Origin of the sequence: Sphingopyxis sp. (genome assembly GCF_035998905.1) — a bacterium.
GTDB lineage: Bacteria > Pseudomonadota > Alphaproteobacteria > Sphingomonadales > Sphingomonadaceae > Sphingopyxis.
On the sequence record NZ_DASYHG010000024.1, the window covers coordinates 83,062 to 99,029 of the forward strand.

A 15,968-nucleotide genomic window follows, 5' to 3' on the forward strand; every position below is an offset into this window, starting at 1 on the left:
ATGAAAAAGACGACGGGTTTCGATCGCAGCAAGACGAAGAACTGGCACCCCGCGACGCAGGCGGTACGCGGCGGCACCTGGCGTAGCGAGCATGGCGAAACGTCCGAAGCGCTCTTCCTGACCTCGGGCTACACCTATGACAGCGCCGAGGAAGTCGCGGCGCGCTTTGCCGGCGAAGAACAGGGCATGACCTATTCGCGCCTCCAGAACCCGACCGTTTCGATGCTCGAGGAACGTATCGCGCTGATGGAAGGCGCCGAAGCGTGCCGCACGCAGGCGACCGGCATGGCCGCGATGACCACCGCGTTGCTTTGCCAGCTGTCGGCGGGCGACCATATTGTCGCGGCGAAGGCCGCTTTCGGGTCGTGCCGCTGGCTCGTAGACCATCTCTGCCCGCGTTTCGGCATCGAGACGACCGTCGTCGACGGGCGCGACAACGATGCGTGGGAAAAGGCGATCAAGCCGAACACCAAGGTCTTCTTCTTCGAAACCCCGGCGAACCCGACGATGGACATCGTCGACATGAAACATGTGTGCGGCCTCGCGAAGGCGCATGGCATCACCACTGTCGTCGACAATGCTTTCGCGACCGCGGCGCTCCAGCGCCCGATGGATTTCGGCGCCGACGTCGTCGCCTACTCGGCGACGAAGCTGATGGAAGGGCAGGGGCGCGTGCTCGCGGGTGCGGTGTGCGGGACCGAAAAGTTCATCAACGACGTGCTGCTGCCGTTTCAGCGCAACACCGGGCCGAACCTGTCGCCGTTCAACGCGTGGGTGGTGCTGAAAGGGCTTGAGACACTCGACCTGCGCGCGCGGCGCCAGTCTGAAAATGCGCTCGCGGTCGGCAAGGCGATCGAAGGCCGCGTTGCGCGTATCCTTCATCCGGGGCTGGCGAGCCATCCGCAGCATAATCTGGCGATGAGCCAGTCGAGCGCGTGCGGCCCGATCTTCTCCTTCGTGCTCGATGGCGGACGCGAGCAGGCGATGGCATTCCTCAACGCGCTCGAACTCGTCGATATCAGCAACAATATCGGCGATTCGCGCAGCCTCTGCTGCCACCCTTGGACGACGACGCATTTTGGCGTGAGCGAAGACGCGCGGATCGACATGGGCGTCGTCGAGGGGATGCTGCGCATCAACATCGGCCTTGAGGATCCGCGCGACGTGATCGCCGACCTGGACCAGGCATTGACCAAAGTCGGGCTTTGAGCGACGCTGGCGTCATGACCACGATGATCGACTCCTTCTTCCCCTTCGCGGCGACCACCGGGGCGATCACCGTGCGCGTGGCGGTCAGCTATTTGCCCGAACAATCGCATCCGGCACTTGGCCGCTGGTTCTGGGCCTATCATGTCCGCGTCGAAAACCATGGCGAGACCGCAGTTCAGTTGATCAGCCGTCATTGGCGGATTGCCGACGGGCGCGGCCAGATCAGCGAAGTCGAGGGCGAGGGTGTCGTCGGCGAACAGCCGTTGATCGCGCCGGGCGGCGCCTATGACTATGTTTCGGGCTGCCCGCTGCCGACCCCCGAAGGGTCGATGGTCGGAAGCTATGCGATGGAATTGGTCGACGGATCGCAGATGCTCGTCGCGATCCCGCATTTCCCGCTCGTGGCACCTGCGACCGCGTCATGAAGCGCACGCACCTGCCGCTCAACGCCCTGCGCGTGTTCGATGCCGCTGCCCGGCATTTGAGCTTTACGCGCGCCGCCGACGAGCTCGCGGTGACGCCTGCCGCGGTCGGACAGCAGATCCGCGCGCTCGAGGATATGCTGGGCGTCGTGCTGTTCCGCCGCACGCCCAAGGGGCTGGAACTGACGGGCGAGGCCGATGCGGGGCTCGACGCGTTGCGGCAGGGTTTCCTGCAGTTCGAGGAATCGGTGCGCGCGATGCAGGCGGGGCAATCGTCGCAGTCGCTGACGATCGCTGCGCCGCGCGACCTGACCGCCAAATGGCTGGCGCCGCGGCTTGCGCGGTATAGCCAGCAGGCGCCCGACGTGCGCTTCACTTTGGTGTCGGCCGACAGCGGTATCGACTTCACCGAAGCGAACCTCGACCTCGCGATCTTCTGGACCGACGGGGCGGGTGAGCATGAGGGCGTGGCGCTCGCCGACGCGTTGATGGTCACCGTCGCGGGGCCGGGGGCGGGCAGCGACACGCGCATCGCCTGGCCCGGTTGCCCCGTCGCCGACGGAGAGCCCGCGTTGCGGCTTGGCGATGCGGGCCTTGCGATCGACGCGGCTGCCAACGGGCTGGGGCAGGCGAACGTCCCGGCGATGCTGGCCGAAGCCGACATCGCGGCAGGACGCGTGCGGCTGGTAGGGGACGCTTTCGCCGTGAAGCAGGGTTATTGGCTGGTCGCGCCGACGCCGCAATGGCGGCAGGCGAAGGTCAAGGCGCTGGTCGCGGCTTTGGTTGCCGCCTGATGTAACCCGGCCGTCTGGCCGCCCGAATACCCCTCGAAATCGTCATTCGGGGATATTCACATGCTCAAAATTCTGGACAGGCTTCCGCCTCAAACATTCGCGATCGGTGCGCTCCGCTGGTCGCTGGTGGTTATCTTCGCATTTTTCGGGGTCGCGAAATTTGCAGCCTACGAGGCGGAGGGTGTCGCCGAAATTGCCATGCATTATCCGCTGTTCGCGTGGATGTACCCGCTGATCGGGGTTCAGGGGACGAGCAATGTCATCGGGACGATCGAGCTGGCCACGGGTGCGTTGATCGCATCGGGGGCATGGTCGCACCGCTCCGGGCTGCTTGGCGGGCTGATGGGGATGGCCACCTTCCTCGTCACGCTGAGCTTCAGCTTCGGCGTGCCGTTATGGCAGGAAGGCTATGGTTTCCCTTTCATGGGATCGACCGCGCAATTCCTGTTCAAGGACGCCGTCCTGCTTGCCGGTTGCCTCGCACTGACACTACACGCGGGTCACGGGTTGCGTCAGGGCACCGCCGGTTTCCGCGTCTGAGCGCAATCATTTTGCAGCGAGGGCAAGCAGGCGCGCAACCTGTCCCACCAGTGGCTCGGCCTCGACATTCGCCGCCGGATTGTTCCAGCTCGCGGTCACGACGAACCATTTGCCGTCGGATTTGCGCTGGCCGAGCAGGCTCATCGACAACACGCCGTTTTCGGACCCGCCCTTGTAGCCCAGATAGCTCCAGTCCGCGGCCGCCACCGGACCGACGCCGTTGTTGATCGCCATCGCGGCGAGCAGGGGCTTCGATCCGCGTGCGCGCAGGTCGGCCATCAGCCGGGCGATATCGTTCGGGCTCGCAAACCATCCTAGACTGTCGATGAAACGCGGACCTTCGGTGAAGCTGACGCCGTCGACGTTGGCGAGGATCAGCCGCTTCCGGTTGTCCTCGATCAACCGGCGCTGCGCCGTATCGTCGCCGCGCAGAAAAAGCAGGCGAAGGTCGGCGAAATTATCGCCTTTCAGCGCGAAGGCTTCGACCGTCGTAAGCAGAGGGATGTTGCGCGACGGATCTTTATGCCCCGCGGCGCGCATCCGTGCCTCGATCGGCTCGCGCCCGATGAGGTGGATCAGCGTGTCGGTCGCGCCATTGTCGCTGACCGAAATCATCCAGTTCGCGAGGGTCTGCAGCGTCACCGGCGTGCCGACGGGCCAGTTGGCGGTTGCCGCCGACGAAAAGCTGAGGTGCGACAGCGGCACGACGTCGGACCAGCGCCGCTTGCCCGCGGCGACCTGCGCGGCAAGTTCGTCGAGGATGTAGAGCTTGATCGTTGAACCGACGGCGAATTGCCGGTCGGGGGCCGCCGAGGCGAGCGGGCGGATGGTTGTGCCGTCAAGCTCAGCAACGAGAAAGCCGGTTTGACCCGGCAGCGCCGCGATCTCGGCCGCGACCTTGTCGAAGCTGTCATTGGCCACCGTGACGCCGGTGACACGCAGCCCCGTTACGCGCGCGTCGGTGGCTGCGCCGACGTCGAGCAATACGGTTGCGACCCCTCTTTCGAAGCGGAGCAGGACGGTGCCCGAGCGGCCGTGCGTCCGCGTGGCGCGGTCGATTGCGACCGGCTTGCCATATTGCGCGATCAAACCCGCGCTGAAGGATTTGAACTGCGGCTCGGGGACGGCGGTCTGGAAATGCGGATCGAAATAGTCCGCATAGGCGATGTTTCCGGCGAACAGGTCGACCAGTTGCGCTGCGCGGCGATCGAAAGCGGTTTGCGCCGCCGGTGCGGCGGTGGCTGCGGTCTGCGCCATGGCGATTGCGGGTGAGGACGCCGCCAGCATCGCTGCCGCTATCGCCCCCGACCGAAATCTCGCCATGAAAGCCTCCTCAGGCGTCGATCGCCGCCTCGTCGAGCGTCGCGGCATTCGCCTGGATGAACTGGAAACGATGCTCCGGATGCTTGCCCATCAGCCGGTCGACCAGATCCTTGACCTGGTGCCGCTCTTCATATTCCTGCGGCAGGGTGACGCGCAGCATCGACCGCGTTGCGGGATCCATCGTCGTTTCTTTCAGCTGGTTGGGGTTCATTTCTCCCAAACCCTTGAAGCGGCCTACTTCGACCTTCTTGCCTTTGAACTGCGTCGCTTCGAGTTCGGCGCGGTGCGCGTCGTCGCGGGCATAAGCCGACATATTGCCCGCGGTGAGGCGATAGAGCGGCGGCTGTGCCAGGTACACATGCCCCTCGCGCACGATGTCGGGCATTTCCTGAAAGAAGAAAGTCATCAGCAGCGTCGCGATATGTGCGCCGTCGACGTCGGCGTCGGTCATGATCACGATCTTTTCGTAGCGCAGACGATCGGCGTCGCAATCCTTGCGCATCCCGCAGCCGAGGGCGAGCGCCAGGTCGGCGATTTCCTGATTGGCGCGGATCTTGTCGGCGCTGGCGCTCGCAACGTTCAAAATCTTGCCGCGGATCGGCAGGATCGCCTGCGTCTTGCGGTCGCGCGCCTGCTTGGCGCTGCCGCCTGCGCTGTCGCCTTCGACAATAAACAATTCCGTGCCTTCGGGACCGTCGTTCGCACAGTCCGTCAGCTTGCCCGGCAAGCGCAGCTTGCGCCCGCTCGTCGCGGTCTTGCGTTTGACCTCGCGTTCGGCCTTGCGCTTCAGCCGCTCGTCCATCCGGTCGAGGACGAGGCCGAGCAGTGCGCGGCCACGGTCCATATTGTCCGACAGGAAATGGTCGAAATGGTCGCGCACGGCATTTTCAGTGAAACGCGCGGCCTCGGGGCTCGACAGCCGGTCCTTCGTCTGGCTCTGGAACTGCGGATCGCGGATGAACACCGACAGCATCATCTCGCCGCCGTTGAACACGTCTTCGGCGGTGATCTGCGCCGCCTTTTTCTGCCCGATCAACTCGCCGAACGCGCGCAATCCCTTGGTCAGCGCGGCGCGCAGACCGGCCTCGTGCGTTCCGCCGGCCGGGGTCGGGATGGTGTTGCAATACCAGCTATACGATCCGTCGGACCATAAGGGCCAGGCGATCGCCCATTCGGCGCGCCCCTGATCGCCCGGGAATTCCTGCCGCCCGACGAAAGGCTCGGCGGTCGCGCATTCGCGCGTGCCGATCTGTTCCTTCAGATGGTCGGCGAGGCCGCCGGGGAATTGGAACACCGCCTCGGCGGGGGTGTCGTCGCCGATCAGTTCGGGCGCGCATTTCCAGCGGATTTCGACGCCCGCGAACAGATAGGCCTTCGAGCGTGCCATGCGATAGAGACGCTGCGGCTTGAAACGGCCATGCTCGCCAAAGATTTCGGGGTCGGGAATGAAGGAGACGCTGGTGCCGCGGCGATTGGGCGTGGGACCCAGCTCCTCAAGCCCGCCGAGCGGGGTGCCACGCGAAAAACGCTGGCGATAGAGGAGCTTGTTTCGTGCGACTTCGATGACGGTTTCGGTCGACAGCGCGTTGACCACGCTGACGCCGACGCCGTGGAGACCGCCCGAGGTTGCATAGGCCTTGCCCTCGAACTTGCCGCCCGAATGGAGCATCGTCATGATGACTTCCAGCGCGGACTTGCCCGGGAATTTGGGGTGCGGATCGACCGGCATGCCGCGGCCGTTGTCGACGACGGTCAGCCGGTTGCCGACATCGAGCGATATCTCGATCCGCGTCGCGTGACCGGCGACGGCTTCGTCCATACTGTTGTCGATGACTTCGGCGGCGAGATGATGCAGCGCACGTTCGTCGGTGCCGCCGATATACATGCCAGGGCGCCGGCGGACGGGTTCGAGCCCCTCCAGCACCTCGATCTGCGAAGCGTTATAGCTGTCGGTGGCGGGGTTTGCGGCGTCGAACAAATCGTGACTCATGACCCAGCTATAGTGGGGCGCCAAGGCGGCTGGCAAGGCGCTTTTCGGCGGCTGCTGGCGGCTCGGCTCGTCCCGTTTTCGTGGCAGGAGGGAACTTTGGACGAAGCCTGCGGGTTGAGGTGCCGACTGCAAAGTCACTCAAAAAGTGGAGTAAAAAATGAAAAACCTCTCTCTCCTCGCCGCGCTTGCGGCCGCCGGGGCAGCCATGCCCGCGATGGCGCAGGAAGGCCGCGACACCTCGCAGGACTTCAACGGACCCTATATCAGCATCGCCGGTGGCGGCACGCTGCAAGGCAGCGACCGCGGTGAAACGCTCGTCTTCGACACCAACCGCGACGGCACCTATGGCGATCAGGTGACCACTTCGGGTGGCGCCAATGCCTTCTCGCCCGGATTCTGTAACGGCGCTGCGACGGGCACCGCCAATCTAGGGTGCAAGAACGACAAGGATGGCCCCGAATATTATGCGCGGCTCGGCTACGACAAGCGCATGGGGAATTTCGTCATCGGCGCGGTGCTGGAAGGCGGGCGCAGCCATGCGCGAGACAGCGTCAGCGGCTTTTCGACCACGCCGGCCAGCTATACGATGAGCCGCGAGGCCGATTATCAGGCGGGCGCCCGCTTGCGTGCGGGTTACACCCCCGGCGGCGGCGCGCTTTTCTATGTGACGGGTGGCGGCGCCTATGCGCGGCTCGACAATAAGTTCACGACGAGCAACACCGCCAACAGCTTTTCGGACAATGGCAAGACCAACGGCTGGGGCTATGCCGCGGGCGGTGGTGCCGAATTGATGGTGACGAACAATATCTCGGTCGGCCTCGAGTATCTTTACACCGACCTCAAGGACAAGGACTATGTCGTCAACGTCGGTCCCGGCACCGCGCCGCCGACCAACCCGTTCCTGCTCAATGGCGGCGGGACGGACATCCAGCGCAGCAATCCCCATTTCCGCACGCACAGTGTGCGCGGTTCGCTGAGTCTCCGCTTCTGACCTCTTGGGAGCGGGCACGGGAGGCGTCGGGTCGAAGGACCCGGCGCCTTTCGCCTATTGGGCCGACGGTATCGGAAAAATCGCGAAATTGCCGTTCGCGCTGCCGACGAGGCGGCCATCCTGAAAGAGGCGTGCATCAATATTGGCAATCCGTTTGCCCTGATGAAGCACGGTAGCCTCGCAGGTTAGCGGGCCTTCGCGCACGCCGACATGATAGTTGAACTTGATCTCCAGCGTCGCGCAGACCAGCCCCTCGCCGAGCAGGCTCATCAGCGCGCCGCCCATGGTTGTGTCCGCGAGCGAATAGGCTACGCCGCCATGTGCGACGCCGTTCGGGTTGAAATGGCGCTCGCGTTCGATGTCGATCGCCATCGTGCAACGCCCGTCGCCGCGCTCGACCATTTGTAGGCCTAGGGCGCGCGCGAACTGGAAATCCTGGCTGAAAGGCCTCACCGAGTGCGTCTTAACGAACTCGGGGACCACCGAACGGCGGGGGCGGGGGCGGACGGCGCGTGCCGCGGGGTAGCTGGGCCTGATAGGCGCGGCCGCAATGCTCGACGCAATAGGGGAAGCCCGGATTCACGGCTTCGCCGCAAAAATGGAAATCGGGCTCGCCCGGATGCCCCATCGGCCAGCGGCAGATGCGGTCGTTGAGGTCGAGCAAAGTCGTCTTGTCGGCGATTTCGGGGCTAGGCTTCGCGGGCACCAGCCGGCGCGGCGGCGCGGGGGGGATCGGCGCCTGCTGGTCGCCGGGTCCCTGACGGATAAAGCCGCCCGGGCCGATCGAAACGATGCGCGGGGTGTCGGCCTTCGGCGGCGCGTCACCCGACGCAGCGTCCGCTTCGGGGGCGTCCACCGGTGGCTTCGGCTCGGGCCGGAGCGGGGCGACGGGGCGCGGGGCCACCGGCGCCGCAGCACGCGGCGCGGCGGCAGGCGCAGCCGGGCGCGGCGCAGCAGGCGCGGGCGCCTTGGCCGGCTTGGCAACCTTTTCGGTCGCTTTGACGGGCGAGGGGCGCGATTTCAGGCCGAGGCGATGCGCCTTGCCGATCACCGCGTTGCGGCTCACGCCGCCAAGCTCGTCGGCGATCTGGCTGGCGGTCAGCCCCTTTTCCCGCATGGTGCGCAGGCTTTCGATGCGCTCATCGGTCCATGACATGTTCAATTCCTTATCATTCCACGCCGCGGGCGGTTAGACGATCCGCCTTGCCGATCCCTTCGGGACCGGCACCAGTCGCTGCCCAGCTTGCGGTAAGATCGGGGAGGCGATAGGCGAGAACGCCATGAACGACCAGCCCCAAATTTCGCGCCCCGACTCGAGCAATTTCGCCGGGAGCCCGCCGTTCGCGGAACCCGGTGTACCGCATATCCGGACGCTGAACGTTCCCGGCATGCAGGCGCTATATGTCAAGGAGGTGCGGCGGTTTTTCAAGGTCCAGCTGCAAACAATCTGGGCGCCGGCGATTACCACGCTTTTGTTCCTCGTCATTTTCACCGTCGCGCTGGGCGGCGCGGGACGCATGGTCATCGGCGTTCCCTTCGCCGATTTCATCGCGCCGGGCCTGATCATGATGGCGATGCTGCAGAACAGTTTCGCCAATTCCAGCTTCTCGCTGCTGGTCGGCAAGATCCAGGGAACGATCGTCGATTATCTGATGCCGCCGCTCGCGGTCGGTGAGCTGATCATCGCGCTGGTCGGCGCGGCGGTCACGCGCGCGATCCTCGTGGGCCTCGCGCTCTGGCTCGCGATGCTGCTCTGGCCCGGTGTCCATGTCGGCACCGATCATCTGTGGGCAGTCGCGGTCTTCGGCGTGCTTGGCGCGATGATGCTGGCTTTTCTGGGGTTGATGACGTCGATCTGGGCGGAAAAGTTCGACCATGCCGCCGCGGTGACCAATTTCGTGGTGACCCCGCTCGCGCTCCTTTCGGGCACCTTCTACTCGGTCGACAAGCTCGCGCCCTGGTTCCAGACGATCGCGCACGGCAATCCGGTCTATTACGCGATCATGGGCTTTCGCTACGGCTTCATCGGTACCGTCGATTCGACGATCGCGAACCCGGTGCTGACCGCCGCGCTGGTGCTGGTCGCGGTGAATATCGGATTGGGCCTGCTGACCTATCGCCTGCTGGCCACGGGGTGGAAGCTGAAGGCCTGATATTCGCCTAGTGGCGGTGGATGGCGCGGACGCGGTAGCGGCCGTGGTCCAGCCCGTCGAACATCGCGTCGATCTGCGGATGGTCGATCGGCCCGCCATCGCCATCGGCGACCAGATTCTGCTGGCTGACATAGGCGATGTACGATGAATCGCCGTTTTCGGCGAACAAATGATAATAAGGCTGCTCTTTCGCCGGGCGGATTTCCTCGGGGATCGCCTCATACCATTCGTCGCTGTTTGCGAAGACCGGGTCGATGTCGAACACGACGCCGCGAAAATCGAACATGCGATGGCGGACAATATCGCCCGGGGCGAAACGTGCGCGGCCGATCAACGGGGCCGTAACCGTTGGGGGAAGTTCGGAAGGGGATTCGAGCGTCATCCACTCAATCTATGGCGGTTTACGCACGTTTCAAGTCCGTTACATTCAACCCGGCTGCGGTTTGCCGAATCGGGCTGTGATCGAGGTTACAGATACGCTGGCTATTCGGGCTACGACTCTCCTCTGGCCATTGCATTCCGCGGGCCGCTACGATCAGGGGAGACGCATGATGGCCGACCTACCACCAAAGAACAGCAGCCCGGCGTCGGGCATTGTCCAGCGCGCAAAGGACATCCTTTTCAAGCCGAAGGAGACCTGGCCCGTTATCGCGGCCGAACCCGCCACGACGCAGTCGATCTATGTGCCCTATGTGGTCGCGCTCGCCGCGATCGGGCCGGTTGCGCAATTCATCGGCGGGCAGGTGTTCGGATTTACCGCGTTCGGCGTGACCTATCACCCGCCGATCGCCAGCGCGCTGGTGTCGGCGATCCTGTCCTATGGCCTGACGCTGGCAACGGTGTTCCTCCTTGCGCTCGTCATCGACGGGCTAGCCCCGAATTTCGGCGGCCAGAAGGACCAGGTCCAGGCGCTCAAGGTCGCTGCCTATTCGGCGACCGCGGGCTGGGTGGGCGGTATTTTCGGACTCGTTCCCGCGCTGGGGCTGATCGGCGCCTTGCTGGGCCTCTACGGCCTGTACCTGCTCTATCTCGGCCTGCCGGTGCTGATGAAGGCGCCGCAGGACAAGGCGATCGGCTATACGGCGGTCGTCGTTATCGTCGCGATCGTGCTGTTCCTGATCGTCGGTGCGGTGGTCGCCTCGTTGACGGCGCCGTCGCTGCTCAGCATTCGCGGCTAAAAGCGGGCAGGGCCGTCCCGACCGCGGTCGGGGCGCCCGCCTGTCCGACGTCGGAAGGAAAGAAAAACGGGAGGAGGCGAGGATGTATAGGCCTTGCGCTGCCGTGGCTTCCAGATATCCGCCTGATGGACGGAGGCATTATGGAATATCGCGGTGGAAAGATCGGGCGGCGGGGTATGCTGGCAGTGGCCGGTTCTTGGGCCGTTTGGGACTCTTCGAAGAAGCTCGGCGCGGCTGAAGGCGCGGCGCCCCAGGCTGCCCCGGCAAAAGGTGCGCCATCGGCGGCGCACTATGTCGCGGTCGACGGCGGGGGCAGCGTCCAGGATTATATCGACCATCTCCGTTCGACCACCGGCGGGCAGATGGTGGGCTTTTCGCATGACGCGAAAAATGAAGGAAATAGCGTCGGCCGACGCCTTGCGCAGGAAATCTGGGTCACCGATGCGCCCTATAATGCAGACCCGACCGGAAAGGCCGATGCCGCGCCGGCGATCAAGGCAGCGATCGATTTTGCCCATGCGAATGGCATCGGCACGGTCCGGCTGAACGGTCGCTTCCGTATCGATTCGACGCTTGTCATACCCAGCGGTATTTCGCTCGAAGGCCAAGGCGCCTGCTATCGCTATGACAATGGCAATATTTTTGAAGGAACGTGGATCCGATATCGCGGGCCTGCCGCGTCGCCTGCCATTCGCTATGGGTCGGTCCAGACCTGCCGCCTCTCCCGCCTCGGCATCGACTGCAATGCGGTTGCGCATACCCGTGCAATCAGCATCGGTTCCGACAACAAGCCGGCGACCAAGGGGTTGGTCTTTCAGGACCTTCTCATATTCGGCGCCGGAACCGCGGTGCAATGGGGTGACAGCAGCAAAAGGGCGCCGCTGGAGCAATGCGACGAGATCAGCTTCCGGGACAGCACATTCCACACCTGCGTGAACGGCTTTGTGATCGATGCGACCAATGCAGCGGATTTCTCGGTCATCGAGCGCATCGGATTTGACCAGTTGCAGGGCGTCGCCTTCAAATTGATCACCCCCGGCTTCATGCGGATCAGCCAATGCGCTGCGGGCCTTCGATACGAGACGTCCAGAATGTTCGAGATCAGCGGCGACGGCCCCGATCCGGTGATCATCGAAAGTTGCCAGAGCGAAGGGCCCGCAGGCAAGTTTCTCATATATTCGGCAACGAACGATCAGGGGCAGATCCACCTGCGTGGCAATGTCGTGAACCAGCCGATCGAAGTGACTGGCGTCACGCGCGTGTTATCCGTTGGAAATTACATCAATTCAACGATCGCGCTCGGCGGCTATGTCCGTTTCAACTCGGAGTGCGATGTGTGGGATGGTCCTTTGGAAACCCCGCAGGTCACGGTATCGAATGGCGCACGATTTCGCGGTTTTACCCCGCGTGACGCGAACGGACAGAACGGGCGCTGGCTGCCGGCCGGGCTCAAAATAGACCGCGATCCAGCCGCTGGCGGCTATGAATATAACCTATGCGCGCGCGCCGGCATCCTCGGCTTCACCTTCGTTTCGGCCGCAAAATATGACAAGGGCCAGTATATTTTGCCGACCGTCGACAATGGCTATGCCTATAAATGTATCGTCGGTGGGAAGACTTCGACCGAACCCGCTTGGCCCGCCGTCGTGGGCAAGGCCGTCTCGTCCGGCGCCGCCCGGTTCCAGTGCGTGGGCGCAGGGGCGCTGGTCAAGGGGACTTCGCCGATTGAGCCATGAATTCGCGCGCGAGGCTCGCGTCGATGGCTGATGGATGTTTGCGGCCCCGGTCGAAAAGGCCAGTCATTTCAGCCCCGCTAAGGGGAGAAAATGGAGGAGAGTGAGGGATTCGAACCCTCGGTACCGTTGCCGGCACTTCGCATTTCGAGTGCGACGCTTTCGACCACTCAGCCAACTCTCCTCGCTGAGAGGAGACGCCCCTAGCGGCGGTCCGGACGTCTTGCAACCCTCTCGTCACAAAAAGGCGATCCGCCGCTGGATTTCGTCGTCCTATCAGGGCTTGTCGGCCTCCCACCAATAGGCTTCGCGCCTGCGATTCCCCGTCTCGGCCTCGTTCATCGTCAGCGGATCGTAGAGCCGTCCGCCGAGCATCACGCGGTGGATTCGGTCGGTATTGCGGATGTTTTCGGTCGGATCGGCGTCGAGAATCAGGAGGTCGGCGAGCTTGCCCGCTTCGAGCGAGCCGACATCCTTCGCATAGCCGAGCGACGTTGCGGGCATGATCGTCGCGGCGCGCAGCGCATCGATATTGCTCCAGCCGCCGCGCACGAACGACCAGATTTCCCAATGCGCGCCGAGCCCCGACTGCTGGCCGTGCGCGCCGATCGACACCATGCGGCCTGCCGCGGCGATCTTGCCCGCCTCGCGTGCCGAATCATCGTCGACATAATCGCTTTCGGGCGCGATCACGCGGCGCTTGTTATTCGCGGCGAGTTCGGCCGGCGGCGCATGGCGCGACAGGATCGGATGTTCCCACACATTGGTATGGGCGCGCCAATAGGGATCGCCGGCGGGGCCGCCATAGGTCACCACAAGCGTGGGGGTGTAGTCGACCTGCGTCTGCCCCCAGAGCTGCACCAGATCCTTGTAGAAGATGTGGAGCGGGATGTTGTGTTCGACGGTCGAGTTGCCGTCCTGGATCAGTGTGACGTCCTGCGTGAACAGCGAGCCGCCCTCGGGGACGACGGTCAAGCCTTCAGCCTGCGCGGCCTTCACCACCATCTGACGCTGGTCGCGGCGCGGCTGGTTGTAATTCTTGACGCTATGCGCACCCTGCGCCTTCAATCGGCGGACGTGGGCGAGCGCGTCATCATAGCCGTTGATCTCGGCATAAACGCCCGCCGCCTTCGCACCATAGATGATCTCCCCTGTCGAAAAGATGCGCGGCGCGAGGATCAGCCCGGCACGCTGCATTTCCGACGAGACGAAGATTTCCGACGCGCGCGACGAGGGATTGTGGCTTGTCGTCGTCCCCATCGCGAGGTTAACGATTTCGGACCAGTTCTGCTGCGGCACCAGCTCGTCATCGCCGTGCGACCCATGCGCGTGCGCGTCGACGAAGCCCGGGACGATCGTCTTGCCGGTCGCGTCGACCGTCACCGCGCCTGCGGGAACGGTGATCGCGCCCGCCGGGCCGACCGCAGTGATGCGGTCGCCGTCGATGACGATCGCGCCATTCTCAATCACGCCGCCGTCCTTGTCGGCCATCGTCACGATCTTTGCGCCGGTGACGACGACGACGCCCTTATGCTTTGACGCCGCTTGCGGCATCGACAGCGACACGCCTTCGGTCGGCGGGACGAATTTCGGCGCCTTTTCGTCGGCGGGCGCGTTGGTGAAGAAGCTCGCGAGGTCGGCGCCGAACAAGGTCGCGCCGCGGCTCCAGTGAAGGCGGCGCCCGCCGTCCGACCAATGGATATATTCGGCGCCGCTGCCGCTGACCCGCGTGACGGGCAGCGCGCCGCTTTTCGTACCGAGCGAGACATCCTGCCCACCGGGCATCAGCGGGGTTACATAGGCGTCGTAATTCTGACGGAAGGCGAGGGTGCGGCCGTCGGGCGAGATTTCATAATCGCTGACGAGTTCGCCATTGGCATGGACTCGCTTGTCCTGCCCATGGATGTCGGTGCTGACGAGCTGGCTCTTGCCGTCGGCGGCGGTGACCATGAAGATACGGTCGTTCCCCGCGCCGAATTGCGGCTTGGCGCCATTGTCGCTGACCCGCTCGGGGGTGCCGCCGGCCGCGGGAATACGGTAGATGCCGGGATTCTCTCCCCATCGCGCCGAGCGCAGGCCGCCGCCCGTGCGCCGTTCGAAGGCGATCGTCTTGCCGTCGGGCGAGAAGCGGGGTTCGGCATAATGGCCGGGCACCCCGGTGACCTTGCGCGAGGTTCCGCCCCCGGCGCCGACGACATGGACTTCGCCGAGCCCGGCGTCGGTCCAGCGCACGAAGACGATCGAGCGGCCGTCGCGCGACCAGCTCGGCCACAATTCGAAGCCATTGTCCTTCGCCGCGGTGAGGCGCCGCGCCGCGCCGCCAGATGCGGGCTTCACCCACAGCTTGCCGAGCGTTTCGAACACGACCGAGCGGCCGTCGGGCGATACTTCGGCCCAGCGCGGCATCTGCGTTGCAAAGCTGTCGGGCGCGACCTCGACTGTCGGGTGCGTCGCATCGACGATCACGCGATCGTCGCTGACGCTGAAGGGGATGATCCGCGCTTCGCCGCCGGCGGCGCTCACGCGACGCAGCTTGCCGCCGGCCCAGAAGACGATGTCGTTGCTGTCGGGTGTCCAGCCCATATTGGGATAGACGCCGGTGACCGCCCAGGTTTCCTGCACGTCCTGGTCGAGCGCGTCATAGACCTTTTTCTCGGTGCCCGAGGAAAGATCCTTCACATACAGCTTCGACTGCGTGCCCTCGCGGCGGACGAATGCAAGTTTCTTGCCGTCGGGCGAGGGCGACGGCCGGACCGCGCCGCCTGCACCCGCGGCGACGGTCGTGACCTCACCGTCATTCAGGTCGTAGCGCTCGATATGGAACAGGTCGGTGTTGCTGTCCTGTGCATATTCGAAAATCGGCCCCGGCGTGACGTTGCGCGTGTAATAAACGCCTTTGCCGTCGGGCGCGAAGGTCGGTTCGCCGAGTTCCTTCTGATGGCGTTCGTTGGGCTTCTTGACGAGCGGTACGCCCGCGCCGCCCGACACATGGTACATCCACACCTCGCCGGTGCCGAGCGAGCGGCCGGTCGTGAAATGTTTCTTCGCGACGATGAACTGGCCGTCGGGACTCCAACTCGGCTGGTTCAGCAGGCGAAAATCTTCTTTCGAGATTTGCCTTTTGTCGCTGCCGTCGCGGTTCATCAGCCAGATATTGTCGCCGCCCGCACGGTCGGAAACAAAGGCGATGCGCCTGCCGTCGGGCGAGAAGCGCGGCTGGTGCTCATAGGCGAGGCCCTCGGCGATACGCGTCGGCGTGCCGCCCTCGATCGGCATCGTATAGATGTCGCCGAGCAGGTCGAACGCGATCGTGCGGCCATCGGGGGCGACGTCGACATTCATCCAGCTGCCTTCGTCGACCGCGAGCTGAACCTTGCGCGTCGCCATGCCCGGCGGCGCGTTGACGTCCCATTTGTCGGGTTTCGCATCGGCGGGGGGTGCTGCCGGTGCCGGCACGCCTTGCGCCCATACCGAGGTGGAACAAGCCAGAGTCGCCGCGAGGGCGAGAGCGATACGCGCCATGAAATTATCCCCGTTTGAAATTATGTGCCGACCATATGGTTCGGGCGCGAACATGCAAGGGACAGGTTTCGACGAAGAACTGGCAGCGTCGACGAGCGGCTGCTAGCCCGGTC

The 15,968-nt window shown here is 64.4% G+C and carries 14 protein-coding genes and 1 tRNA gene; 8 read left to right on the forward strand and 7 right to left on the reverse strand.

Annotation, left to right across the window (positions count from 1 at the left end):
• From VGN62_RS12945 to VGN62_RS12960, 4 genes are read left to right on the forward strand one after another with little or no spacing between them, the layout of a single operon-like run.
• On the forward strand, window positions 1–1,209 hold the full coding sequence (locus VGN62_RS12945; protein WP_327454472.1) for a trans-sulfuration enzyme family protein: 1,209 nt from the start codon (window positions 1–3) through the stop codon (window positions 1,207–1,209).
• 23 nt (window positions 1,210–1,232) lie between these two features.
• The gene (apaG, locus tag VGN62_RS12950; RefSeq protein ID WP_327455019.1) at window positions 1,233–1,634 is read left to right on the forward strand and encodes a Co2+/Mg2+ efflux protein ApaG; all 402 of its coding nucleotides are present in this window, start codon (window positions 1,233–1,235) and stop codon (window positions 1,632–1,634) included.
• The gene (locus VGN62_RS12955) at window positions 1,631–2,425 is read left to right on the forward strand and encodes a LysR family transcriptional regulator (protein ID WP_327454474.1); all 795 of its coding nucleotides are present in this window, start codon (window positions 1,631–1,633) and stop codon (window positions 2,423–2,425) included. Before apaG ends, VGN62_RS12955 begins: the two co-directional genes overlap by 4 nt.
• A gap of 60 nt (window positions 2,426–2,485) precedes the next feature.
• Window positions 2,486–2,965: a YkgB family protein gene (locus tag VGN62_RS12960; protein ID WP_327454476.1), complete on the forward strand. Its 480-nt coding sequence runs from the start codon at window positions 2,486–2,488 to the stop codon at window positions 2,963–2,965.
• Between the two features lie 6 nt (window positions 2,966–2,971).
• Here VGN62_RS12960 and VGN62_RS12965 read toward each other — a convergent pair whose 3' ends face one another.
• Together VGN62_RS12965 and parE are read right to left on the reverse strand one after the other, a co-directional pair.
• Window positions 2,972–4,288: a serine hydrolase gene (locus tag VGN62_RS12965; protein ID WP_327454478.1), complete on the reverse strand. Its 1,317-nt coding sequence runs from the start codon at window positions 4,286–4,288 to the stop codon at window positions 2,972–2,974.
• Between the two features lie 10 nt (window positions 4,289–4,298).
• The gene (parE, locus tag VGN62_RS12970) at window positions 4,299–6,278 is read right to left on the reverse strand and encodes a DNA topoisomerase IV subunit B (protein ID WP_327454479.1); all 1,980 of its coding nucleotides are present in this window, start codon (window positions 6,276–6,278) and stop codon (window positions 4,299–4,301) included.
• Window positions 6,279–6,435: 157 nt separating this feature from the next.
• On the opposite strand from parE, the gene VGN62_RS12975 reads away from it, so the two are divergent.
• The gene (locus VGN62_RS12975) at window positions 6,436–7,269 is read left to right on the forward strand and encodes an outer membrane protein (RefSeq protein ID WP_327454481.1); all 834 of its coding nucleotides are present in this window, start codon (window positions 6,436–6,438) and stop codon (window positions 7,267–7,269) included.
• 54 nt (window positions 7,270–7,323) lie between these two features.
• Here VGN62_RS12975 and VGN62_RS12980 read toward each other — a convergent pair whose 3' ends face one another.
• On the reverse strand, window positions 7,324–7,752 hold the full coding sequence (locus tag VGN62_RS12980) for a PaaI family thioesterase (RefSeq protein ID WP_327454483.1): 429 nt from the start codon (window positions 7,750–7,752) through the stop codon (window positions 7,324–7,326).
• The gene (locus VGN62_RS12985; RefSeq protein WP_327454485.1) at window positions 7,733–8,425 is read right to left on the reverse strand and encodes a GcrA family cell cycle regulator; all 693 of its coding nucleotides are present in this window, start codon (window positions 8,423–8,425) and stop codon (window positions 7,733–7,735) included. Before VGN62_RS12985 ends, VGN62_RS12980 begins: the two co-directional genes overlap by 20 nt.
• Window positions 8,426–8,549: 124 nt before the next feature.
• On the opposite strand from VGN62_RS12985, the gene VGN62_RS12990 reads away from it, so the two are divergent.
• Window positions 8,550–9,422 carry an ABC transporter permease gene (locus VGN62_RS12990; RefSeq protein WP_327454487.1) on the forward strand — a complete coding sequence of 291 codons (873 nt, stop codon included), beginning with the start codon at window positions 8,550–8,552 and terminating at the stop codon, window positions 9,420–9,422.
• 7 nt (window positions 9,423–9,429) lie between these two features.
• Here VGN62_RS12990 and hspQ read toward each other — a convergent pair whose 3' ends face one another.
• Complete coding sequence (hspQ, locus tag VGN62_RS12995; protein ID WP_327454489.1) at window positions 9,430–9,804, reverse strand: heat shock protein HspQ; 375 nt, start codon at window positions 9,802–9,804, stop codon at window positions 9,430–9,432.
• 169 nt (window positions 9,805–9,973) lie between these two features.
• Here hspQ and VGN62_RS13000 point away from each other — a divergent pair, with 169 nt between their 5' ends.
• Window positions 9,974–10,600: a Yip1 family protein gene (locus VGN62_RS13000; protein WP_327454491.1), complete on the forward strand. Its 627-nt coding sequence runs from the start codon at window positions 9,974–9,976 to the stop codon at window positions 10,598–10,600.
• A 185-nt stretch (window positions 10,601–10,785) separates the two neighbouring features.
• Window positions 10,786–12,336: a hypothetical protein gene (locus VGN62_RS13005; protein ID WP_327454493.1), complete on the forward strand. Its 1,551-nt coding sequence runs from the start codon at window positions 10,786–10,788 to the stop codon at window positions 12,334–12,336.
• A 91-nt stretch (window positions 12,337–12,427) separates the two neighbouring features.
• On the opposite strand, the gene VGN62_RS13010 is transcribed toward VGN62_RS13005, so the two are convergent.
• Together VGN62_RS13010 and VGN62_RS13015 are read right to left on the reverse strand one after the other, a co-directional pair.
• Window positions 12,428–12,517 (reverse strand) — tRNA-Ser (locus VGN62_RS13010).
• Window positions 12,518–12,609: 92 nt separating this feature from the next.
• The gene (locus tag VGN62_RS13015; protein WP_327454496.1) at window positions 12,610–15,855 is read right to left on the reverse strand and encodes an amidohydrolase family protein; all 3,246 of its coding nucleotides are present in this window, start codon (window positions 15,853–15,855) and stop codon (window positions 12,610–12,612) included.
• Between the last annotated feature and the right edge of the window lie 113 nt (window positions 15,856–15,968).